A 22,395-nucleotide genomic window follows, 5' to 3' on the forward strand; every position below is an offset into this window, starting at 1 on the left:
GTTGTTACTTTCCACTATCGGCTTCTGCCTGAGGGGCTGCGGAGATTAAATCGTTGAGGGTGGACAGGAGCAGGGCCTTGTCCCCGGCCCGGCGGGTGCGGAAGCCGGTGTCCAGCTCCTTGGCGCCGAGCATCCAGCTGAGCACCAGGAGTCCGTCCTTTTCGACGAACTTCCCGGCCATGCCGCTCTCCTGCCGGACGCCGGTGAGGCTGCCGGCCGGGATGAAAACGGGGACGGCGCCGGAGCGTTCAAACAGCACGCCTTCGGGGTGGACGCTGAGTCCGGCGTTGGTGCGCAGGCCCAGCTGGTGGACGGCGATCCGGTCCAGCCAGTCCCCGGCGGTGGTGGAGGCGACGTACTGGCCGTCTGCGGCGGCCAGCGGACCCCCGAGTTCCGCGGGGACGGCCGGCAGCGGCTCGACGTCGGCCTGGCGGCGCAGCCGGTTGCGCCAGCCGATCCAGATCAGGACCAGCGCGACGCCGATCAGGGCCAGCGTCAACAGCAGGGAAAGTTCCTTGACCATCAGGGCCGGACCACCGCAGCCGTATCGGGGGCATCGGGAAGCCACCGGTACGGGGTGTTGAGTTCCCCGTTCAGGACGGTCGGGTGACCCTTGAAGAAGGTGGCCACCACCTTGCCCGGGAGTTCCCGGCCGGCAAACGGAGAGTTACGGCCCATGGTTGCCATCTTAGAAGGGTCCACGGTCCAGCGTGCAGCCGGGTCCACGAGTGTGACGTTGGCGGGTTCGCCGGCCTCGAGCGGCCGGCCCTGGTCCGCCAACCGGCCGATCGCGGCGGGCGTGGTGGAGGTGACTCGGGCGAAGTCGGCCCAGTCCATCAGGCCGGTTTCGATCATGGTGTGCTGCACCACCGACAGGGCCGTTTCCAGCCCGGTCATGCCCATGGCCGCCTGCGCCCACTCGCATTCCTTGTGTTCGCTGGGGTGCGGGGCGTGGTCGGTGCCGACGACGTCGATCGTGCCGTCCGCCAGCGCGGCGCGCAGGGCCTGGACGTCCGCGTCGGTGCGCAGCGGCGGGTTGACCTTGTAGACCGGGTCGTAGCTGCGGACCAGTTCGTCGGTCAGCCAGAGGTGGTGCGGCGTGACCTCGGCGGTGACGTTGATGCCGCGCGACTTGGCCCAGCGCACGATCTCCACGGAGCCCGCGGTGGACACGTGGCAGACGTGCAGCCGGGATCCGACGTGCTGGGCGAGCAGCACGTCGCGGGCAATGATGCTTTCCTCCGCGACGGCCGGCCAGCCGGCGAGGCCGAGCACGGCGGAGACCTCCCCCTCGTTCATCTGCGCGCCGGCGGTGAGCCGGGGTTCCTGCGCGTGCTGGGCGACAACGCCGTCGAACGCCTTGACGTATTCCAGCGCGCGGCGCATCAGCACGGGGTCGCTGACGCAGACGCCGTCGTCGGAGAAGACCCGGACCCGGGCGCGGGAGTCCGCCATGGCGCCGAGTTCGGCGAGCTGCTCCCCGGCCAGGCCGACGGTGACGGCGCCGACCGGACGCACGTCCACCCAGCCGGCGGTGCGGCCCAGGCTGAAGACCTGTTCGACGACGCCGGCGGTGTCCGCGACGGGGGTGCTGTTGGCCATCGCGTGCACGGCGGTGTAGCCGCCCAGGGCCGCGGCGCGGGTGCCGGTCTCGACGGTTTCGGCGTCTTCGCGGCCGGGTTCGCGCAGGTGGGTGTGGATGTCGACCATGCCGGGCAGGGCGACCAGGCCGGCCGCCTCGATGACCGTTGCGTCCCCGGCGTCGAGGTCCTGGCCGCGTTCGGCGATGACACCGTCGCGGATCAGCAGGTCTTCAGCGGGTCCGCCAAGGATCGCGGCCCCCCGGATGAGGTAGGCGCCGGCGCTGCCTGTGTCCTGTTGTTGTGATGCCATCAGTGGCTCTCCTTGGAGTAGGCGGCGGTGGAGGGTGCTGGTTCGCGGGTGTCCCCGGAGAGCAGCAGGTAGAGGGCGGCCATCCGGATGGACACGCCGTTGCGCACCTGTGCGAGCACGGTGGAGCGGGGCGAGTCGGCGGCGGCCGAGGAAATTTCCAGCCCGCGGTTCATCGGGCCCGGGTGCATGATGATGGTGTCCTTCAGGCCCAGGCTGTCGAGCGCGCGGAGCCGGTTGTCGTCGAAGCCCCAGCGCCGTGAGTACTCGCGGGTGGTCGGGAAGAACGAGGCGTTCATCCGTTCGCCCTGCACGCGGAGCATCATCATCGCGTCCACGCCCCGGGCCAGGGTCTCGTCGAGGTCGTAGCTGACCGTGCAGGGCCAGGCCTCGACGCCGATCGGCAGCAGCGTGGGCGGCGCCACGAGGGTGACTTCCGCCCCGAGGGTGCGCAGCAGCCAGACGTTGGAACGGGCCACCCGGGAGTGCAGCACGTCGCCGGCGATCGCGACGCGCATGCCCCGCAGGTCCGCTCCGGCGGACGGGGTGCCGGCGAGCTGTGACCAGTGCCGGCGCATCGTGAACGCGTCCAGCAGCGCCTGGGTGGGGTGTTCGTGGGTGCCGTCGCCGGCGTTGATGACGGCGGCGTCGATCCAGTCGGTCGCAGCCAGCCGGTGCGGGGCGCCGGAGGCCCAGTGCCGGATGACGACGGCGTCGGCGCCCATGGCGGCGAGCGTCTGGGCGGTGTCTTTGAGGGATTCGCCCTTGGAGACGGAGGAACCCTTCGCTGCAAAGTTGATGACGTCCGCGGAGAGCCGCTTGGCGGCTGCTTCGAAAGAGATGCGGGTGCGGGTGGAGTCCTCGAAGAAGAGGTTGACGACGGTGCGGCCGCGCAGTGCCGGGAGCTTCTTGACCTCGCGCTCCCCCACCGCGGCCATCTCTTCGGCGGTGTCGAGGATGCGGATGGCGTTGGCGTAGCTCAGGTCTTCGGTGGAGAGCAGGTGCTTCATGCGGTGGCCTCGATGACGACTTCGTTCACGGCTTCGCCGCCGGCGGAGTCGGTTTCCTCGAGCCGGACGCGGACTTTCTCCGCGGAGGAGGTGGGGAGGTTCTTGCCGACATGGTCCGCGCGGATGGGCAGCTCGCGGTGGCCCCGGTCGATCAGGACGGCCAGCCGGACAATCCGGGGGCGGCCCAGGTCGATGATGGCGTCCAGCGCGGCGCGGATGGTGCGGCCCGAGTACAGGACGTCGTCGATCAGCACCACAACCTTGTTGTCGATCCCGGTGTGGGGCAACTGGGTGGGGTACGGCGGCCTGGTCGGCTGGTGCGAGAGGTCGTCGCGGAACATGGTCACGTCCAGCTGGCCGACAATCGCGGCAGGGTCCACACTGGGGTCGGCGGCGGCGATCTTCGCGGCGAGCCGGACGGCGAGCGGGTAGCCCCGCCGCGGGATGCCCAGCAGGACCAGGTCCTGGGAGCCCTTGTTGGACTCGAGAATCTCATGGGCGATACGAGTGAGTGCACGGTCGATGTCAGCCTGGTTGAGGACAACCCTGCTGAGTTGGACCTTGGCCGGAACCGGTGCTTCTGGAACAGAAGTCAACGCTCGTCTCCCCTTTCCCCGCCTCACGGGACGGAATTAAAAAAGGATCATTTGCCTTTTCAAACTACCACACGGGCCGCCCCCGCCCCGCCCCGGGAAGGGCGGTGTGCGTCACACCCCGGTAGTGCTCCGTGGTCCATATTCGGCTGCCCGGCGCCGCGCGGCTTAGGCTCGTGGCATGACGAGCTTTGATCCTCCGCCGGACCCCCGCACACCGGACCGGCGGCCGCTGGCCGGACAGCCACCGCAGCAGGCCAACCCCAGCTGGATGGGGCAGGTCCGGCCGCAGGACTACCGGCCGGCTCCGGGCTACGGGACAGCACCGGGCGGGCCCGCACCGGCACAGCAGCTGCTGCCGGCAGCTGGCGGGACGGGACACGGCGGGGCGGACCGGGCCGGGTACACGGCGGTGCCGCCGCCGCGGACCTCAGCGGGCATGACGGCGCTGGTGCTGGGCGGCGGGGTGCTCGCCTTTGTGAGTTTGTTCCTGGTGCTGCCGTTCGTGCTGGAAAATACCGGGCCGGGCGGCTTCGTCGTGGGCTTCGTCGCCTCGCTGCTGCCGCTTGGCTCGGTCCTGCTGGCGGTCCGCTTCATCGACCGCTGGGAGCCCGAACCGAAGCGGCTGCTGCTCTTCGCGTTCGCCTGGGGCGCGCTGGTGTCGATTTCCGTGACGATGCTCATCCAGCCGTTCTTCTCGCTCGCCGCGGGTCCGGCGTCGGGGCTGGACTACCGGACGTTCGCGGTCACGGTCCAGGCGCCGGTGGTGGAGGAATTCGCCAAGTCGCTGGGCCTGTTGCTGCTGCTGCTTTTCGCGCGCAGGCAGTTCGATGGTCCGGTCGACGGCGTCGTTTTCGCGTTCACGATTGCCGGCGGTTTCGCTTTCACCGAGAACATCCTGTATTTCGGCCGGGCCATCGCCGAGTCCAGCACCCCGGGCACGGACCTGGCCGTGGTGTTCTTCCTGCGCGGGGTGATGTCCCCGTTCGCGCACGCCATTTTCACCGGGACAACCGGCCTCATCCTGGGTTTCGCGGCGCGGCGCTGGCACTCCGGCCTGACGCTCCTGGCCTTCCCGGTGGGCCTGGTCCCCGCCATGGCCCTGCACAGCGGCTGGAACTCGATGGGCCAGGATTTCCTGGCGCAGTACATTCTGGTCCAGGTCCCGATCTTCCTGCTCGCCGTCCTCGTGGTGGTGCTCCTGCGCGTCGCGGAACGCCGGCTGACCCGGCAGCGGCTGCAGGAGTACGCGGCGGCCGGCTGGTTCACCGGCCAGGAGGTGGGCATGCTGGCAACCCCCGCCGGGCGCCGCTCGGCCCTGCGCTGGGCCAGGTCGATCGGCCGGGGTCCGCAGATGCGGGCGTTCCTGCACGCTGCCACCCGGCTGGCCTTCATCCGGCAGCGGATCCTCAGCGGCCGGGACGTGCCGGCGCATCAGCTCGATGAGCAGCGGCAGCTCGCTGAGATCGTTGCGCTGCGCGAAGCCGTGCTGCGCTGACCCGGACGGCAGCGACAACAAAGGGCCGGTGTCCGCCTCGCGGCGGGCACCGGCCCTTGTAGTTGTTGTCCTGACTCGCCTGGTTATCAGGCCAGCAGCGACGGCTTCAGCTGCTGCAGGCGGCCCAGCAGGCCGTTGATGAACGACGGCGACTCGTCCGTGGAGAGCGTCTTGGCCAGGGCGACGGCCTCGCTCACGGCGACGCCGTCGGGGACGTCGTCGTTGTAGAGCAGTTCCCAGGTGCCGATCCGCAGGATGATGCGGTCCACCGAGGGCATCCGCTCCAGCGACCAGCCCTGCGAGTAGGTTTCGAGGAATTCGTCGATCGCGGCCTGGTGGGAGACGACCCCTTCCACGATTTCCAGGGTGTACGGGTTGATGATCTGATCCGTCTGTTCACGACGGGAACGCAGCACATCGAATGCGGAGGTGGAGCGCTGCTCCGCCTCGAAGAGAACATCCAGGGCCCGGCTACGGGCCTTACCGCGTGCGCTCACTAGTCGTTGACCCGGCCAAGGTAGCTGCCGTCGCGGGTGTCGACCTTGACCTTGGTGTTGTTCTCGACGAACAGCGGCACCTGGATTTCGTAGCCGGTCTCGAGGGTGGCCGGCTTGGTACCCGCGGAGGAGCGGTCGCCCTGCAGGCCCGGCTCGGTGTAGGTGATTTCCAGCACGACGCTCGGGGGCAGTTCGATGTAGAGCGGGTTGCCTTCGTGGATGGCGATGTTCACCATCTGGTTTTCGAGCATGAAGTTGGTGGCGTCGCCGACGGTGGCGGCGGGCACGGTGAGCTGGTCGAAGTCCGAGGTGTCCATGAACACGAAGTCGGCGCCGTCCTGGTACAGGTACTGGTAGTCGCGGCGGTCAACCGTGGCGGTCTCGATCTTGAGTCCGGCGTTGAAGGTCTTGTCGACGACCTTGCCGGACATCACGTTGCGCATCTTGGTGCGGACGAACGCGCCGCCCTTGCCGGGCTTGACGTGCTGGAACTCGATGATGTTCCAAAGCTGGCCCTCAAGCTTCAGCACGGTTCCGTTCTTGATGTCGTTAGTGGTTGCCACAATATCCTCAGGTTTCTCAAGTTGACTGGTTCTAGCTACCAGCCGCTTATGCCAGGCAGGCATGCCGATCCGGCCCGCCAGCGCGTATTTATCAAAAATCCAAAAACCATTCTACCGGTTTTGCCGGCCCGCTGCCGGACGGCCCCTTAGCTGGCCAGGTCCAGCACGTCCCGCGCACGCTGCAGCGCCACTGTCGATGAGTAGATCAGCGCCGCGTCCGCGGAGCCGGCTACGCGCAGGTCCAGGGCCTTGGCGAAGGATTCGACGGCGGCGGCGATGTTGCCGGCGGCGAAGTGGGACCGGCCCAGGTGCTGCCGGACCTCGGCCTCCTCCGGGGTGCCCTGCGCGTCGGCGAGGAGCTGGCGGTAGAGTTCCACGGCGCGGTCGAAGCGGTGCGAGACCCGCAGCACCTCGGCCTCGAACATCCGCAGCCGGAACGAGTCCGGATCCTTGTATCGGGCGTCGGCGAGCAGTTCGGCGGCCTCGCCCGGGTGGCCTTCCACGAGGCGGACAAAGATCAGGTCGGTGGGGTCCGTCGAGGCGGCCAGCGCCTCGGCGCACGCTTCCCCGTTGACCACCTGCGGCATGAGGGTTTGCGGGTTGATGCGGATGCCGGGGAACCCGGCGTCCGGCCACTCGCTGGTGCCGCCGCTGTCGCTGATCATCAGGACGCGATTTCCTGGTACGCCGCGAAGAGCAGCGAGGTGTCCGGGACGTCCAGGATGCCGGGGCGTCCGACGCCGTCGAGCACCACGAAGCGCAGCAGGTCGCCGCGGGATTTCTTGTCCCGCCGCATGCCGTCCAGCAGGGCCTGCCAGCGGTCGCGCCGGTAGGTGATGGGCAGGCCGAGGCTTTCGAGGATGGTCCGGTGCCGGTCGGCGTCGGCGTCGCTGAGCCGTCCGACGCTGCGGGCCAGTTCCGCGGCGAACATCATGCCCACCGAGACCGCGGCGCCGTGCCGCCAGGAGTAGCGTTCGGCGAGTTCAATCGCGTGGCCCAGGGTGTGGCCGTAGTTGAGGATCTCGCGCTGCCCGGTTTCCTTGAGGTCCTCGGAGACCACCCGGGCCTTCACCGCGATGGCGCGTTCGATCAGTTCGCGCACCGTCCCGGAGCGCGGGTCGGACACGGCGGCGGGGTCCTTTTCGATCAGGTCAAGGATGGCCGGGTCGGCGATGAAGCCGCATTTGATGACCTCGGCCATACCGGAGATCATCTCGTTCTTCGGCAGCGTGTCCAGCGTGTCCAGGTCCGCGAGGACGCCGGCCGGCGGGTGGAACACGCCCACCAGGTTCTTGCCTTCGGCGGTGTTGATGCCGGTCTTGCCGCCGACGGCCGCGTCCACCATGCCCAGCAGGCTGGTCGGCATGTGGATGACCTTGACACCACGCAGCCAGGTGGCAGCGACGAAGCCGGCGAGGTCGGTCACCGCTCCCCCGCCGACGGCGACGATCGCGTCCGAGCGGGTGAAGTCGTTCTGGCCCAGCACCTGCCAGCAGAACGAGGCCACCTCAATGTGCTTGCCTTCCTCGGCGTCCGGGATCTCGGCCGTCAGCGCGGTGAAGCCGGCGGTGGCCAGCTCCTCCCGGACGGCGTCACCGGTGAGGCGCAGGGCGCGCGGGTGGATGACGAGGACGCGCTTGACGCGCTCCCCCAGCAGGCCCGGCAGGTTGGCCAGCAGTCCGCGGCCGACGACGACGTCGTAGTTGTCCCCCGGAGCCTTGCCGGTGACTTTAATGACGGTTGATTCGGTGCTCACTTTTCAACTTTCCTTGTCGCTGCTGGGGGCGGGGGTGGCCGCGGGTTGGGTGGCGGCGAGCTGCTCCAGCGCATCTTCAAGCCGGCGCGCGAGTTCCGGGACGGAACCGCTCCGGACGTCGAGGACCACGTCGGCGAGCCGTTCATAGACCGGCTGCCGGGTGGCGAACAGGGTCCGCCAGCGTTCCATGGCGTCACCGGCCAGGAGCGGGCGCCCGGAGTTCCTGGCGATACGCTCGGCCACGGTGCTGGCGTCGCATTCAAGGTAGACCACGGTGCACTCGGCCAGCAGTTGCTGGGTTCCGGAGTCCAGCACGGCACCGCCGCCGAGGGAGATGACGGTGGTAGTCCCTGCGGCGGTGCTGCCTGCTGCCTCTTCGATGGCCTGCGCGACGGCGCGCGCTTCGAGTTCGCGGAATGCGCACTCTCCCCGGCCCGCGAAGATCTCCGCGATGGTGCCGTGCTGGGCGACCACTTCGACGTCGGTGTCGACGAAGCGGGCGCCCAGCTGCTGGGCGAGCTGCTGCCCGATTGCGGACTTGCCGACGGCCATCGGGCCGATCAGCGCAACCGGCCGGCTGGGTGTCCCGCGCGGTGTTTTACGCAGTGTTTTCCGCAAAGATGGGCGCGCTTCCTTACGCGGTGGAGTAGGGGCCGGCACTAGTGGCCGATCGAGTCCAGGGACGCCGGAATGTTGTCCAGGTAACCCTTGATGTTGCGGGCGGTTTCCTCAACCGAGTCGCCGCCGAACTTTTCCGTGACCGCCTCGGCGAGCACCAGGGCCACCATCGCCTCGGCCACGACGCCAGCGGCCGGAACCGCACAGACGTCCGAGCGCTGGTGGTGGGCTTTCGCGGCCTCGCCGGTGCTGACGTCGACGGTCTTGAGCGCGCGCGGCACGGTCGCGATGGGCTTCATTGCGGCCCGGACCCGGAGGACGTCGCCGATGCTCATGCCGCCTTCGATGCCGCCGGCGCGGTTGGATGTGCGGATGATCCGGCCGTCCGCGTCCTTGACGATTTCGTCGTGGGCTGCCGAACCGCGGCGCGCGGCGGTCAGGAAGCCGTCGCCGACCTCAACACCCTTGATTGCCTGGATGCCCATCAGGGCGGCGGCGAGGCGCGAGTCGAGGCGCCGGTCCCAGTGCACGTAGCTGCCCAGTCCCGGCGGCAGGCCGTAGGCGAGGACTTCGACGACACCGCCGAGGGTTTCGCCTTCCTTGTGCGCGGCGTCCACCTCGGCGACCATCGCGTCGGAGGTTTCGCGGTCGAAGCAGCGCAGCGGATCGGCGTCGAGGGCCAGCACGTTCTCCGGCACCGGCAGCGGCCGGCCTTCCGGGACGGAAACGCTGGCGATCGAGACGGTGTGCGAGACCAGTTCGATGCCGAGCTGCTTCAGGAATGCGGCGGCGACGGCGCCCAGAGCCACCCGGGTGGCGGTCTCGCGGGCGCTGGCGCGCTCCAGGACCGGGCGGGCCTCGTCGAAGCCGTACTTCTGCATGCCGGTGAAGTCGGCGTGGCCCGGCCGCGGCCGGGTGAGGGGCGCGTTGCGGGCCTGGTCGGCCAGTACTTCAGGGGCCACCGGGTCAGCGGACATGATCTGCTCCCACTTGGGCCATTCGGTGTTCCCGACCTGGATGGCGACGGGGCCGCCCTGGGTCAGTCCGTGGCGGACGCCGCCCAGGACCGTTACCGCGTCCTGTTCGAACTTCATCCGGGCACCGCGGCCATAGCCGAGCCGCCGGCGTGCCAGTGCCTCGACGATCCGGTCGCTGGTGAGCTCAACACCGGCGGGGACGCCTTCGATAATTCCGACCAGGGCCGGACCATGGGATTCTCCGGCAGTCAACCAACGCAACATAAAATCCATCCTGCCATGCAAGGCCCTTAGAACACCCGTCGGGGCGCCCCGACTGCGTCACACATCACATCTATGACCTCCGCCGGCACGGAGCCTTCGAGTCCGGTGAAATGGCGTACCTGCTCGACCGCCTGGTAGAGCAGCATCTCGAGGCCTGGCACCACCCGTCCACCCGCGTCCGTCCACACGGCGGCGATCCGGCTCGGCCAGGGATCGTAGGCAACATCGAGGAGCACCCCGGCGACTCTGCCGCCGTTCGGCACCAATGCTGCAGCGAGTTCCTCCGCCAGAGGGTCGGCAGCGCGCGGCGGCAGGGTGGAGATCACGACGTCGGCGGCGGTCACCGCAGGCGCTGCAGCCGCCAGCGGCAGGACCTGCAGGGAAAGGCCGACGGCGGCGGCCGCCGCCCGGGCTTCGGCGGCGCGGCCGACGTCCCGTACGTAAACGGCAGCCTCCGGGGCGCCGAGTTCCTTGAGCGCGGCAACAGCGGCCGCGGCGGTCCCGCCGCCGCCGAGGATGACGGCGGACGGTTCGGAGGCGGCTCCGGCGTACCGGAGTGCGTTGACGATCCCGGCGACGTCGGTGTTGTAGCCGACCAGGCGGACCGGCGCACCGGCAGGGTCGCCCGGGCGTTCGAAGGCCACGGTGTTGATGACACCCAACTGTCGGGCGACGCCGCGGACCTCGTCCACCTCGGCGGCCATGGCGGCCTTGAGCGGCATCGTCACGGACAGGCCGCGCCAGCTGGTGTCGCGGCGCACCCCGGCCATGAACGCCGGCAGCGCGGCCTCGGTCACGTCAACGGCGTCATAGGTCAGGTCGACGCCGAGCTGCGCGTAGGCGGCGCGGTGCAGTGCCGGGGACTTCGAGTGGCTGATGGGATGCCCGAGCACGGCGGCCCGCAGCGTCACACGCAACGTCCGGGGTTGGCCTCACACCAGGCGTTGTACTTGGCCACGTAGCCGTTGTGCTCCGCCAGGGTCTTGGAGAACTTCGTCTCCTTGGTGTCCAGGTTGATGGTGACCCAGTACAGGTAGTCATTTTTCTTCGGCTTGGCGGCGGCGTCGATGGCCCGTTTGCCCGGGGACCCGATGGGTCCGGCCGGCAGTCCGGGGTTGGCGTAGGTGTTGTACCGGTTCGACTTGTCCGCTTTTTGGTCCTCGTCAATGTGGAAGCTGCGGATGCCAAGCCCGTAGGTCACCGTGGCGTCGGACTGGATCAGTCCGTTGGTCTCGGTGTTGTTGGGCTTGAGCCGGTTGTAGATGGCGCCGGCCACGTCTCCGTATTCGGCCTGGCCGCCTTCGGCCTGGACGATGCTGGCGACCGTGAGGGCGTCGTACTGCTTACCGGGATCGGTGACGCCCTGCGCCTTGAGTTCCTCCAGCGTGGTGCCGACGAGTTTCGCGAGGATGTCCTTGCCGGACGTCCCGAGCGGGAAGCGGTATTCGCCCGGGAACAGGAACCCTTCGAGGTTCTTGGCCTTGGCCGGCACGCCGAACTGCTTCGGGGCGTCGCTGAGCTTCTTCAGGTCGGCCACCGGGATCCCGGTGCCCTCGGAAATGGCCTGCAGCGATTCACCGATCCTCAAACCTGCGCTCAGGGCGAAGTACATGACCTTGTCCTGGTCCTTGTTCAACAGCACTGCCACGGCATCCGCGTTATTCATTTCCTTGCGCAACGTAAAGGTTCCCGGGTTCAGGGATCCGCCCGAGGCGGCGAACTGCTTGACGAACGAGTCGGCGTTCGCAATGACTTTCTGGGCCTCCATGTCGGCGGCAACGGACCGGGGACCCGCGCCGGGCGGAACGGTGATGGTCACGGACCCGGTTCCCGGCCCGGGGTAATCGGCCATCTTGTCGCCGCCGAGCAGCGGCTTAATGACCTGGGCGCCAACGACGATGGCGACCACAAAAACGGCCAGCGTCAAAACGAGGGCGAGGAAACGGCGGCGCCGGCGGACCTTCTTGGACGGGCCCTTGACGGTGGGGAGGGCGGCGGCTCCGGCGATCAGGTCGCGCCCGGGCTCGTCGTCGTAGACATGGTGGGCCTCATCGTCGGGGTGGGATGCGTAGCCAGGGTGGAAATCCGCCCCGTCCTGAAGGCGCCGGCCATACTGCAGCTCGTCGGCGCGCCGCAGGGTCTCCTCGCGGGACATCCCGCCGGCGTACTCGTGGACCGGCTCGTCGTGCAGGTCGTGTCCGTGGACCGGCTCTTCCTGGGCGGGTTCCTGATGAACCGGCTCCTCGTGGACCGGGTGTTCAACCACCGGTTCCTCGTGCTGCGCCGCCGGGCGAACGGGGTCTGCGTGGACAGGTGCTGCGTGAACGGGATCTTCATGCACAGTCGGCGCGGTCCGCGGCTGCGCCGGCGCGGAGTCAGCGGGTTCGCGGGGTGCCTCCGGCGCGGCGTCAACGGGCTCGCGGGGTGCCTCCGGCGCGGCCGGGACCTCCTGGCCGGTCTCGAAGGCCTGCGGCGGGATGATGTCGTGACCCTGGGTGGCCAGGAACTTTTCCTGGGCCCGGATCTCTTTGCGCGTCAGCGGTCGGCCAGCGCCGCTATTGGCAACACCAGAGGAGTCGTCATTGTTGACCGGGCTCACTGTAGCCTTCCATTTTGGGCAGAATGCGTTGTGCAGAATGCGTGTGTACTTCCGGAACGGCCTGAACGCCGTTGCCGGGTGGCCCCGGAGGGAGGTCCGCGCTGACGCGGCTTCCTACATCCGTTCCCCTGGCCTTTTGCATGTCGATCGCGTGCTGCAGGATACCTGCGGCCGCAACCTGATCCACTACTTTACGGTGGTCCCTGCTGCTCATGCCAGCCTGATGCAGGTTGCGGTGGGCGGTCACCGTGCTCAGCCGCTCGTCAACCAACCTGACCGGAATGCCGGATCCGGCCTCCAATAGTGTACTGACCAGTAGCTTTGCATACTCAGTGGCCATTCGAGCGGAAGCGTGCTCCTCGCCTTTCATGGTGCGCGGCAGGCCGACAAAAATTTCCACCACGTCGAGTTCGGCCGCGAGTTTCGCGAGGACGCGGACGTCGGTGTTTTTCTTCACGCTCCGGTCCAGCGTCCGCAGCGGCGTGGCCAGGATGCCGTCACGGTCACAGATAGCGACGCCCACCCGGACGGTGCCGACGTCTACCCCGAGTTTTACGCCCCGGGGGTAGACGCCGGGCACGGCCGATTCAGTCATCCGTGGTTCCGGTCTAACGCCTCGTAATGGCGTCCACGACGGCTGAGAGCGCCGCGCCGACCTTGGCGGCGTCCGTGCCGCCGCCCTGGGCAACGTCGTCCTTGCCGCCGCCGCCGCCGCCGAGGATACCGGCCGCGAGCCGGACCAGTGCCCCGGCTTTGACGCCGGCCGCGCGGGCGGCGTCGTTGGTGGCGATCAGGATGACCGGGCGGTCGTTGCTCACCCCGGCGACCGCGACGGCGGCCGGCTCGGAGCCGAGGCGGGTCCGCAGGTCCAGGGCGAGGCCGCGGAGGTCGTCGGCGCCGCTGACCATGCCGGCGTCGTGGGCGATGACCTTGACGCCGGCGGCGTCCTTGGCGGTGCCCACCAGCTGAGCGGCGGCAGCCGTGAGCTGCTCCTTGCGCAGCCGCTCCAGTTCCTTCTCGGCCGTCTTCAGCTTGTTCAGCGTGCTGGCGATCCGCTCGGTCAGCAGGCCGGAGGGGACCTTCAGCATCTCGGTGAGTTCGGTCACCAGGGCGCGCTCGGCGGCAAGGTGGCGGAACGCGTCCATGCCGACGAAGGCCTCCACGCGGCGGTTTCCCGAACCCACGGACTGCTCGCCCAGCAGGGACAGGCTGCCGATCAGCGAGGTGTTGGACACGTGGGTGCCGCCGCAGAGCTCGCGGGACCAGGCGCCGTCGATCTCGACGACGCGCACCTCGTTGCCGTAGTTCTCGCCGAACAGGGCCATCGCCCCGAGGGCCTTGGCTTCGGCGAGGCCCATGACCTTGGTCTCGACCTGGAAGTTGTTCCGGATCGCGATGTTGGAAACTTCCTCGATTTCGGAGCGCGTCGCGGCGCTGAGGCCTTCGCCCCAGGCGAAGTCGAAGCGGAGGTAGCCGGCCTTGTTGAAGGAGCCGCGCTGCAGCGCCTCCGGCCCAAGGATCTGGTGCAGCGCGGCGTGCACAATGTGCGTGCCGGTGTGCGCCTGCTCGGCGGCGTGGCGGCGTTCCCTGTCCACGGCTGCCTGGACGAGGGAGTCGGCGCCGATTTCGCCTTCGCGGACGATTGCCTTGTGCACGCTCAGGCCCTTGATCGGGCGCTGCACGTCCAGGACTTCGACGACGAAGCCATCACCGGTGATGAGCCCGGTGTCCGCTGCCTGGCCGCCTGCTTCGGCGTAGAACGGCGTCTCTGCCAGCACGAGTTCGATTTCCTCGCCGGTGGACGCCTGGGAAACCTTCCGGCCGCCGGCGAGGATGCCGCGCACCTTGGACTCGCCGGCAAGCTCGGTGTAGCCGGTGAAGACGGTCTCCCCCGCGGCCAGCAGTTCCTGGAAGGCGGAGAGGTCCGCGTGGGCGCCCTTTTTGCCCTTGGCGTCGGCCTGGGCGCGCTGGCGCTGTTCCAGCATGAGCTTGCGGAATTCGGGCTCGTCGACCTTCAGTCCGGCTTCCTCGGCCATTTCCAGGGTGAGGTCGATCGGGAAGCCGTAGGTGTCGTGCAGGGCGAAGGCGTCCGCGCCGGAGAGCGGCTGGCCTGCGGCCTTGGATTCCTTCACGGCGTCCTCGAGCCGTGCGGTGCCGGAGGCGATGGTGCGCAGGAAGGCCTTTTCTTCGGCGTAGGCGATCCGGCTGATCCGGTCGAAGTCGGTCTCCACGACCGGGTAGACACCCTTCATGGCGTCGCGGGAGGCGGGCAGCAGTTCGGGCAGGCAGGCTTTCTCGACGCCGAGCAGGCGCATCGAGCGCACGGCCCGGCGGATCAGGCGGCGCAGCACGTAGCCGCGGCCTTCGTTGGAGGGGGTCACGCCGTCGGCGATCAGCATCAGGGCCGAACGGATGTGGTCGGCCACCACGCGCATCCGGACGTCGTCCGTGTGGTGCGGGTCCTCCGGGGTCTCCGCGGAGGTGTATTCCTTGCCGGAAAGCGCGGCGGCCTTGTCGATCACCGGGCGGACCTGGTCCGTCTCGTACATGTTTTCGACGCCCTGCAGGATCATCGCGAGGCGCTCCATGCCGAGGCCGGTGTCGATGTTCTTCTTCGGCAGCTCGCCGGTGATGTCGAAGTCCACCTTGGAGCGGACGTTGTCGATCTGGTACTGCATGAACACGAGGTTCCAGATTTCGATGTACCGGGTCTCGTCGGCCAGCGGGCCGCCTTCAATGCCGTAGGCCGGGCCGCGGTCGTAGTAGATCTCGGAGCAGGGGCCGGCGGGGCCGGGCTGCCCGGTGGACCAGTAGTTGTCCGCCTTGCCCATTCGCTGGATCCGCTCGGCCGGGACGCCGGTGTTCTTCAGCCAGAGTTCCTTGGCCTCGTCGTCCTCTTCATAGACGGTGACCCAGAGCCGTTCGGGCGGCAGGCCGTAGCCGCCGTCGTCGACGCCGGTGGTGAGCAGCTCCCACGCGAACTTGATGGCGTCTTCCTTGAAGTAGTCGCCGAAGGAGAAGTTGCCGCACATCTGGAAGAAGGTGCCGTGCCGGGCGGTCTTGCCGACTTCCTCGATGTCTCCGGTACGGATGCACTTCTGCACGCTGGTGGCCCGGGAGTAGGGGGCTTCCTCGCGCGCAGTCAGGTACGGGATGAAGGGCACCATGCCGGCCACCGTGAACAGCAGGGACGGGTCGCTGGAGACCAGGGAGGCGGACGGAACCGCCGTGTGGCCCTTGCTGACGAAAAAGTCGATCCAGCGCTTGGTGATCTCCTGCGACTTCATAACCTGGTTTCTTACCCTTCAATATTCACTGCGTGTGTGGTTCGCGCGTCTGGTCCGCGGAACGGTCTGGTTCCGGCCTGCGGCCGTGCCGGCGGGCCGTCATGGGCACCGCCATCTACTCATTCTCTCCCGGCTAGCGCCGGACTACACCCCGGCCGGCGACGCCCGTCTCGACGCCGGCGTCCACCCCGAGGGCAGAGCGGAGTTCGGATTCCCGCTCGTGCATGCCCACGCGGACGGCGTCGGCGAAGTCGTAGACGCCGTCGGCGAGCCGGCCGACGGCACGGTTCAGGCCCTCGGGGCCCAGGTTTGACTGCGCCTCGGTGAGTTTGCGGAAGGCGATGACGCCGATCGCGACGCCGATGCCCATCCAGATGATTCTGTTCATGTCAGCTCCTGTCAGCGTGCTCAGTTGGTTCAGCGGCTGCGGCGGCCGGTGGCGGGCTTTTTGCGGGCCGAGAAGGCGGACCGCACACCGTAGCTGAACGCGGCGACCTTGATCAGCGGGGAGCCGACGGTGGCGGCAACCAGCGAGGACAGCGCCGAGATGTTGGCGGAGGCGTCGGAGACGTTGGAGGCGATCCCGTCGACCTTCTTCAACTGCTGGTTGGTGGTGGAGACGGTGGCGGTGACCTCATCCATGAGCGGGGTGGCGCCGTCGCTGATCGAGCGGATGGTGCTGCGGACCTCGTCGAAAACACCGCCGAGCTTGAGGATCGGTACGGCGAGCAGCAGGACCAGGAGTGCAAACACTCCGGCCGCGATCAGGCCGGCAATATCGCCACCAGACATAGACGTTCATCTCCTTGAAACTACGTGGATTCCTGCATGGTCCTCCGGCCGCACACGCGGCAAGCGGAGAACTCCCCCAAGTACCTTACATACAAAGAAGCCCGCGGCGCTTGCCACGGGCTTCTTTGTAAGGTGTCGCGCTGGATCTAGCGTGCGTAGAATTCCACGACGAGCTGCTCTTCGCAGGTCACGGGGATCTCGGAGCGCTTGGGGCGACGGACCAGGCGGGCCTGCAGGGCGTCGAGCTTGACGTCCAGGTAGGCCGGAACCATCGGCAGCACGTCGCGGTGCGCGCCGGCTGCTGCCACCTGGAACGGAGGCATGGTCTCGCTGCGGCTGTGGACGTGGACCAGCTGGCCCTCACCGACGCGGAAAGACGGGCGGTCAACGCGGATGCCGTCAACCAGGATGTGGCGGTGCACAACCAGCTGGCGGGCCTGGGCGATGGTGCGGGCGAAGCCGGCACGCAGCACGAGGGCGTCGAGACGCATTTCGAGCAGTTCGATCAGGTTTTCACCGGTCAGGCCCTTGGTGCGGCGTGCTTCTTCGAAGGCACGGGTCATCTGGGCTTCGCGGATGCCGTACTGGGCGCGCAGACGCTGCTTTTCGCGCAGACGTACGGCGTAGTCGGAGTCCTGCTTCTTGCGGGCACGGCCATGCTCACCGGGGCCGTACGGGCGGCGCTCCATGTACTTGGCGGCCTTGGGGGTCAGAGCGATGCCGAGTGCACGCGAGAGGCGTGCGGTACGGCGAGCACGAGTGTTGTTAGCCACTTGTGTCCTTCCAATATCTGCGGTGTGTCAGTGTTACTGGCCTCCACGATGGAGAGCATCGGCCAACCGCTGCCTTTTGCTACTGGGCACAGTGCGAACCCATCAAATCAGCGTGAACCGCCGGGAACTGGTGGATTGTGCGTCCGTGCCTTGCCAGACAACGATCCATCCTACCAGAGGATCACTTGCCCCGGATGATCTTCCGCAGCCGTTCCAGCCGGGTGGAGATGTCGCGTTCGGCGCCGTTGCCGGTGGGTTCGTAGTAGTTCCGGCCGACGAGGTCGTCCGGCGGGTACTGCTGGGTGGCCACCGCATGGGGCGCGTCGTGCGCGTACTTGTAGCCCTTGCCGTGGCCCAGCTGCTTGGACCCGGGGTAGTGCGCGTCCCGCAGGTGCGCCGGGATGCCGTTGCCGAGGCCGGCGCGGACGTCGGCGATCGCCTGGTTGATCCCCATATACGCCGCGTTGGACTTCGGTGCGGTGGCGAGGTGGACTACAGCCTCGGCCAGGATGATGCGGCCCTCGGGCATGCCGATCAGCTGCACCGCCTGGGCGGCGGCCACCGCGGTCTGCAGTGCGGTCGGGTCGGCCATGCCGACGTCCTCGGCGGCGGAGATAACGATCCGCCGTGCTACGAACCGGGGGTCCTCCCCCGCCTCCAGCATCCGGGCCAGATAGTGCAGCGCGGCGTCGACGTCGGAGCCGCGGATGGACTTGATGAAGGCGCTGGCGACGTCGTAGTGCTGGTCGCCGGCGCGGTCGTAGCGTACCGAGGCGACGTCGAGGGCCCGTTCGGTGTGCTTCAGTTCGATTGTGACGGGGGTTTCCGCCGCGGCGCCGGCGAGTCCGTCGGCGTCGTCCGCGTCCCCGAACGCGACGCCGGCCGCGGCTTCCAGCGCGGTCAGTGCCCGGCGCGCGTCCCCGCCGGAAAGCCGGACCAGGTGGGCGAGTGCTTCCTCGTCGAGCTCCACCTTGCCGCCCAGGCCGCGGGCGTCTTCGGTGGCCCGCCGCAGCAGCCCTTCGACGTCGGCGTCGGTGAGCGGCTTGAGCGTCAGCAGCAGCGAGCGGGACAGCAGCGGCGACACCACTGAGAACGAGGGGTTTTCCGTGGTGGCCGCGACCAGGACCACCCAACGGTTCTCGACGCCCGGCAGGAGGGCATCCTGCTGCGCCTTGTTGAAACGGTGGATCTCGTCCAGGAACAGCACGGTGGTGGTCTTATAGAGGTCACGCGCGGTGAGGGCCTCGTCCATGACGCGCCGGACGTCCTTCACACCGGCGGTGATGGCGGAGAGCTCAACGAACTTGCGGCCCGGGCCCTTGGCGATGACGTGCGCGAGGGTGGTCTTGCCGGTGCCGGGGGGTCCCCAGAGAATCAGGGAGCTTGGTCCGGCCGGTCCGGTGGCGTCGCTGCCGGCCGCGAGTTGCCGCAGCGGCGAGCCGTGGCCCAGGAGGTGCTGCTGGCCCACCACGTCGTCCAGGCTGCGCGGCCGCATCCGGACGGCCAGCGGACTGCGCGGCGCGGAGCGGGCCGGGGCGCCGCCCAGGGAACTGCCGCCGCCGGACTCTTCGGCGTCGACGTCGTTGTTTGCGGACGCGTTGTCCTGCCCTGCGCCAAAGAGATCATCCACATAGATAGGCTACTTCTAGTTCCTGCCCGTCCTGACACGGCGGCGCTCCCCTGAACCTCACAACGGAGATCTCTGCCATGGCCAGCCCCGACACCCGTGTGGCGTTTGTCTCCGGCGACCGCCTGCCGGGCTGGGTGGAGCGGTTCCGGGCGAGCCACGGCGAGTTGCGCGAAGGAGCGGACGACGACGGCCTGCGGCTGCTGGCGGCCGACGGCGCCACCGCCCTGCTGCAGCCACCGTGGCCGGACGGCGGACGCCCGGGCCGCGGCGATGATTCCGTGGCCCGGCTGGCCTCGCTGGCTTCGCAGCCTCGTCGGCTCGGCCTGGTCCTGGTGCGACGCGGCGGGTACTCGGTGGCGGTGGTGTCCGAGGGACGGGTCCTGGCTTCCAAGACCGGCACCCGGCACGTGCAGTCCCGGACGGCGGCCGGCGGCTGGTCGCAGCAGCGTTTTGCCCGGCGCCGCGCCAACCAGGCCGACGCATTGGTGGAGGCCGTGGCCGACCATGCCGCCCGCATCTTCGAGGACCAAGGCGTTGAATATCTCGTCCCGGGCGGGGACCGCACGCTGGCCGGGCAGGTGCTGGCCGAGCCGGTCCTCAAGCGCTACGCGCCCCTGGTCCGGCTGCCGTTCCTGGACGTCCCCGACCCGCGCGCGGCAGTGCTCAAGAAGGCCGCGGCGGACCTATGCGCGGTGCGGATCGTGGTCACGGACCCGCCGGCGTAGATAGTCAGGGCCTCCGACCCCGGCCCCCCGCTTCTCCCGCCCCGGCCGCTCCCACCGGCCGCTTCGACGGTTCCGTGCCCGCCAGATGCTGCGAAACGCCTTGTGCGCAGGGAACCGTCGAAATGGCGCTGCTCAGGAACTGGTCAGCAGCCGGTCAGGTGCCGCTTCGGCCGCTCCTGCCGGTACAGGTAGCGGCCGGACTCGTCGAAGCCGGCGCGGGCGTAGAGTTCCTGCGCCCCGGTGTTGGCCGCCGTGACGAGCAGCCAGTACCCGGCAAGGCCCCGGCGCGTCCCCTCGTCCAGCAGCGCGTGCAGCACCTGGCTGGCGTAGCCGCGCCGGCGGGCATCCGGACGGGTCGCCATGCAGTACAGGCCGCCCCACCGGGGGCCGCCCAGGTCCGCGAAGGGCAGCGCAAGGCGCCCGACGGCGGCGGGGGCGCCGTCGTCGTCGCGCACGAGGGCGTAGAGCGAGGGGCAGCCCGTCAGGATGCCGCGGGCAACGTCCAGGGCGGTCTCATCGCCGCGGCCGTCCACGCTCCACCAGAGCCGCAGCCACTCCGGGGACGGCTCCGCGGAGATCGCGACGCCGAGGTCCAACGGTGCTGCACCCACGCCGTCCCGGACCAGGACCAGGGTTTCCGACTGGCGGGTGAACCCCTCGGCGTCGAGCACTGCGTTCAGCGGCGCAGAGCGCGGGTCGTCGAAGACCTGGAAGATCAGCGGCAGGCGCCGGGCCCGGTACCAGAGCCGGGCGTGCCGGAGCGCCGCGAGCTGTGCGTGGGCGTCAACTCCGGGCTCCCGGGGCCACACCGAGTTGGCGCGCTGCGTGACGCCCGAGGCGGCGCGGAGCACCCAGCCGCCGGATTCCTCCTGTTCGGCGGCGGGCCAGGCGGCATCCATCTGCGCTTCCAGCCCGGCCGGCAATTCCTGTCCCATGGTCCCCCTCCTGCCGCCAACCGTCCCGCACTCCCCTGCCTCCGGGACCGCGGACGTACCAACGGCAACGGCCCCCCGGTTTCCCGGAGAGCCGCTGCTGCTGATCACCTCGGGCTACTTGGCGCCGTCGTCCTTCTTGGCTTCCGGCTTGAAGTCGACGCCGGCTTCCTTGCGCTGCTGCGCGGTGATGGGCGCGGGCGCCTGGGTCAGCGGGTCGTAACCGCCGCCGGACTTCGGGAACGCGATGACGTCGCGGATCGAGTCGACGCCGGCGAGCAGCGAGACCACACGGTCCCAGCCGAACGCGATGCCGCCGTGCGGGGGCGCGCCGAACTTGAAGCCCTCCAGCAGGAAGCCGAACTTCTCCTGGGCATCCTCGTGCGAGAGGCCCATGACCTTGAAGACACGCTCCTGGACGTCGCCCTGGTGGATACGGATGGAGCCGCCGCCGATTTCGTTGCCGTTGCAGACAATGTCGTAGGCGTACGCCAGCGCGGTTTCCGGGTCCGTGTCGAAGCTGTCCATGAATTCCGGCTTGGGCGAGGTGAAGGCGTGGTGCACGGCGGTCCATTTGCCGCCGCCGACGGCGACGTCGCCGGACGCGACGGCCGCTGCCGCCGGTTCGAACATCGGCGCGTCAACGACCCAGCAGAACGCCCAGTCACTGGGGTTGATCAGGCCGGTGCGGTGGCCAATCTCAACCCGGGCGGCGCCGAGCAGGGCGCGGGACGGGGTCTTCTCGCCGGCGGCGAAGAAAATGCAGTCGCCCGGCTTGGCGCCGACGGCGTCGGCGAGGCCGGCGCGTTCGGTCTCGGTCAGGTTCTTGGCCACGGGGCCGGCAAGTTCGCCGTCCTCCTTGAACAGGACGTAGGCCAGGCCCTTGGCGCCGCGCTGCTTCGCCCACTCCTGCCAGGCATCGAGGGCCCGGCGGGCCTGCGAGGCGCCGCCCGGCATCACCACGGCGCCGACGTAGGGGGCCTTGAAGACACCGAAGTTGGTGTCCTTGAAGAACTCGGTGAGTTCGGTCAGCTCCAGGCCGAAGCGCAGGTCCGGCTTGTCCGAGCCGTAGCGGGCCATCGCGTCGTTGTAGGTGATCCGCTGGATCGGGGTGGGGATCTCGACGTCGATCAGCTTCCACAGCGCCTTCACGATGCTTTCGCCGAGGCCGATGATGTCGTCCTGCTCCACGAAGCTGGCTTCGATGTCGAGCTGGGTGAACTCCGGCTGGCGGTCCGCGCGGAAGTCCTCGTCACGGTAGCAGCGGGCGATCTGGTAGTACTTCTCGAAGCCGCCGACCTGCAGGAGCTGCTTGAACAGCTGCGGTGACTGCGGCAGCGCATACCAGGAACCCGGCGCCAGGCGGGCGGGGACGACGAAGTCGCGGGCGCCTTCCGGCGTCGAACGGGTCAGCGTCGGCGTTTCGATCTCGACGTAGCCGTCCTGGTGCAGCAGTTCGCGCGCCACCCGGTTGGCCTCGGAGCGCAGGCGCAGGTTGCGGGCGGGGCCGGGGCGGCGCAGGTCCAGGTAGCGGTGCTTGAGGCGGGCTTCCTCGCCCACTTCAACGTGCTCGTCGATCTGGAACGGCAGCGGATCGGAGGTGTTGAGGATGATGACCTTCTCGGCCATGACCTCGATCTCGCCGGTGGCCAGTGCCGGGTTCTCGTTGCCCTCGGGCCGCTTGGAGACGGTGCCGATCACCTGCAGCACGAACTCGTTGCGCAGGCCGTGGAAGACCTCTTCTTCGCGGACGACCACCTGGGCGACGCCCGAAGCGTCGCGCAGGTCCACGAATGCGACACCACCGTGGTCACGACGCCGGCCGACCCAGCCGGCGAGGGTTACGGTTTGTCCAATGTGCTCGGAGCGAAGGGATCCGAGGTCGTGTGTGCGCAGCACAGCTCGCCTTTCAGAAGGAAAACAGGGTGGTGTTAAATAGGACCGCTACGGGAACGGTCCCGTTCGAGTTTACCCGTTGGAAAGGCCCCACC

General features: G+C 68.8%; 22 protein-coding genes. 2 read left to right on the top strand and 20 right to left on the bottom strand.

From position 1 onward, the window contains the following. Positions 1-4: 4 nt before the first annotated feature. The 4 genes from AC1MBE_RS01595 to pyrR are packed head-to-tail and all read right to left on the bottom strand — an operon-like array spanning position 5 to position 3,496. Positions 5-523 (bottom strand): PH-like domain-containing protein, encoded by a 519-nt coding sequence (locus tag AC1MBE_RS01595; RefSeq protein WP_479780364.1) that lies wholly within the window; start codon positions 521-523, stop codon positions 5-7. Next, positions 523-1,893: a dihydroorotase gene (locus AC1MBE_RS01600; protein ID WP_479780366.1), complete on the bottom strand. Its 1,371-nt coding sequence runs from the start codon at positions 1,891-1,893 to the stop codon at positions 523-525. The genes AC1MBE_RS01595 and AC1MBE_RS01600 overlap by 1 nt, the downstream gene beginning before the upstream one ends. After that, positions 1,893-2,900, bottom strand: a complete 1,008-nt coding sequence (locus tag AC1MBE_RS01605; RefSeq protein ID WP_479780368.1) for an aspartate carbamoyltransferase catalytic subunit — start codon at positions 2,898-2,900, stop codon at positions 1,893-1,895. Before AC1MBE_RS01605 ends, AC1MBE_RS01600 begins: the two co-directional genes overlap by 1 nt. Next, entirely contained in the window at positions 2,897-3,496 is a 600-nt protein-coding gene (gene pyrR, locus AC1MBE_RS01610; protein WP_479780369.1) for a bifunctional pyr operon transcriptional regulator/uracil phosphoribosyltransferase PyrR, read from the bottom strand. The genes AC1MBE_RS01605 and pyrR overlap by 4 nt, the downstream gene beginning before the upstream one ends. Positions 3,497-3,674: 178 nt before the next feature. Between pyrR and AC1MBE_RS01615 the strand changes: the two genes are divergently transcribed. Then, positions 3,675-4,991: a PrsW family intramembrane metalloprotease gene (locus AC1MBE_RS01615; protein ID WP_479780370.1), complete on the top strand. Its 1,317-nt coding sequence runs from the start codon at positions 3,675-3,677 to the stop codon at positions 4,989-4,991. A gap of 86 nt (positions 4,992-5,077) precedes the next feature. On the opposite strand, the gene nusB is transcribed toward AC1MBE_RS01615, so the two are convergent. From nusB to AC1MBE_RS01685, 14 genes are all read right to left on the bottom strand, one after another. After that, complete coding sequence (gene nusB / locus AC1MBE_RS01620; protein ID WP_479780371.1) at positions 5,078-5,488, bottom strand: transcription antitermination factor NusB; 411 nt, start codon at positions 5,486-5,488, stop codon at positions 5,078-5,080. Further along, positions 5,488-6,051 (bottom strand): elongation factor P, encoded by a 564-nt coding sequence (efp, locus tag AC1MBE_RS01625; RefSeq protein ID WP_056739180.1) that lies wholly within the window; start codon positions 6,049-6,051, stop codon positions 5,488-5,490. Before efp ends, nusB begins: the two co-directional genes overlap by 1 nt. Before the next feature lie 146 nt (positions 6,052-6,197). Then, complete coding sequence (locus AC1MBE_RS01630) at positions 6,198-6,716, bottom strand: tetratricopeptide repeat protein (protein WP_479780373.1); 519 nt, start codon at positions 6,714-6,716, stop codon at positions 6,198-6,200. Then, complete coding sequence (aroB, locus tag AC1MBE_RS01635) at positions 6,716-7,807, bottom strand: 3-dehydroquinate synthase (protein ID WP_479780375.1); 1,092 nt, start codon at positions 7,805-7,807, stop codon at positions 6,716-6,718. The genes AC1MBE_RS01630 and aroB overlap by 1 nt, the downstream gene beginning before the upstream one ends. Positions 7,808-7,810: 3 nt before the next feature. Beyond that, positions 7,811-8,359, bottom strand: a complete 549-nt coding sequence (locus tag AC1MBE_RS01640) for a shikimate kinase (protein ID WP_479782727.1) — start codon at positions 8,357-8,359, stop codon at positions 7,811-7,813. A 107-nt stretch (positions 8,360-8,466) separates the two neighbouring features. Beyond that, positions 8,467-9,666, bottom strand: a complete 1,200-nt coding sequence (gene aroC, locus AC1MBE_RS01645; protein WP_479780377.1) for a chorismate synthase — start codon at positions 9,664-9,666, stop codon at positions 8,467-8,469. Positions 9,667-9,692: 26 nt separating this feature from the next. Beyond that, entirely contained in the window at positions 9,693-10,577 is an 885-nt protein-coding gene (locus tag AC1MBE_RS01650; RefSeq protein WP_479780379.1) for a shikimate dehydrogenase, read from the bottom strand. Beyond that, positions 10,574-12,265: an endolytic transglycosylase MltG gene (gene mltG, locus AC1MBE_RS01655; RefSeq protein WP_479780381.1), complete on the bottom strand. Its 1,692-nt coding sequence runs from the start codon at positions 12,263-12,265 to the stop codon at positions 10,574-10,576. Before mltG ends, AC1MBE_RS01650 begins: the two co-directional genes overlap by 4 nt. Continuing rightward, positions 12,246-12,860, bottom strand: coding sequence for a Holliday junction resolvase RuvX (ruvX, locus tag AC1MBE_RS01660; protein WP_479780383.1), 615 nt, complete (start codon positions 12,858-12,860; stop codon positions 12,246-12,248). Before ruvX ends, mltG begins: the two co-directional genes overlap by 20 nt. Before the next feature lie 13 nt (positions 12,861-12,873). Beyond that, on the bottom strand, positions 12,874-15,552 hold the full coding sequence (gene alaS / locus AC1MBE_RS01665) for an alanine--tRNA ligase (protein ID WP_479780385.1): 2,679 nt from the start codon (positions 15,550-15,552) through the stop codon (positions 12,874-12,876). Between the two features lie 133 nt (positions 15,553-15,685). Beyond that, positions 15,686-15,940 (bottom strand): DUF6167 family protein, encoded by a 255-nt coding sequence (locus tag AC1MBE_RS01670; RefSeq protein ID WP_346960162.1) that lies wholly within the window; start codon positions 15,938-15,940, stop codon positions 15,686-15,688. A 29-nt stretch (positions 15,941-15,969) separates the two neighbouring features. Then, entirely contained in the window at positions 15,970-16,344 is a 375-nt protein-coding gene (locus AC1MBE_RS01675) for a DUF948 domain-containing protein (RefSeq protein ID WP_175321020.1), read from the bottom strand. A gap of 146 nt (positions 16,345-16,490) precedes the next feature. Next, positions 16,491-17,117, bottom strand: a complete 627-nt coding sequence (gene rpsD / locus AC1MBE_RS01680) for a 30S ribosomal protein S4 (RefSeq protein WP_091251848.1) — start codon at positions 17,115-17,117, stop codon at positions 16,491-16,493. Positions 17,118-17,298: 181 nt separating this feature from the next. Continuing rightward, on the bottom strand, positions 17,299-18,747 hold the full coding sequence (locus AC1MBE_RS01685) for a replication-associated recombination protein A (protein WP_479780388.1): 1,449 nt from the start codon (positions 18,745-18,747) through the stop codon (positions 17,299-17,301). A 77-nt stretch (positions 18,748-18,824) separates the two neighbouring features. Between AC1MBE_RS01685 and AC1MBE_RS01690 the strand changes: the two genes are divergently transcribed. Then, entirely contained in the window at positions 18,825-19,472 is a 648-nt protein-coding gene (locus AC1MBE_RS01690; protein WP_479780390.1) for an acVLRF1 family peptidyl-tRNA hydrolase, read from the top strand. A 143-nt stretch (positions 19,473-19,615) separates the two neighbouring features. On the opposite strand, the gene AC1MBE_RS01695 is transcribed toward AC1MBE_RS01690, so the two are convergent. Together AC1MBE_RS01695 and aspS are read right to left on the bottom strand one after the other, a co-directional pair. Beyond that, complete coding sequence (locus tag AC1MBE_RS01695) at positions 19,616-20,407, bottom strand: GNAT family N-acetyltransferase (RefSeq protein WP_479780391.1); 792 nt, start codon at positions 20,405-20,407, stop codon at positions 19,616-19,618. Between the two features lie 114 nt (positions 20,408-20,521). Then, complete coding sequence (aspS, locus tag AC1MBE_RS01700; protein WP_479780393.1) at positions 20,522-22,303, bottom strand: aspartate--tRNA ligase; 1,782 nt, start codon at positions 22,301-22,303, stop codon at positions 20,522-20,524. Positions 22,304-22,395 lie beyond the last annotated feature (92 nt).

The organism is Arthrobacter sp. BG5, assembly GCF_056680155.1.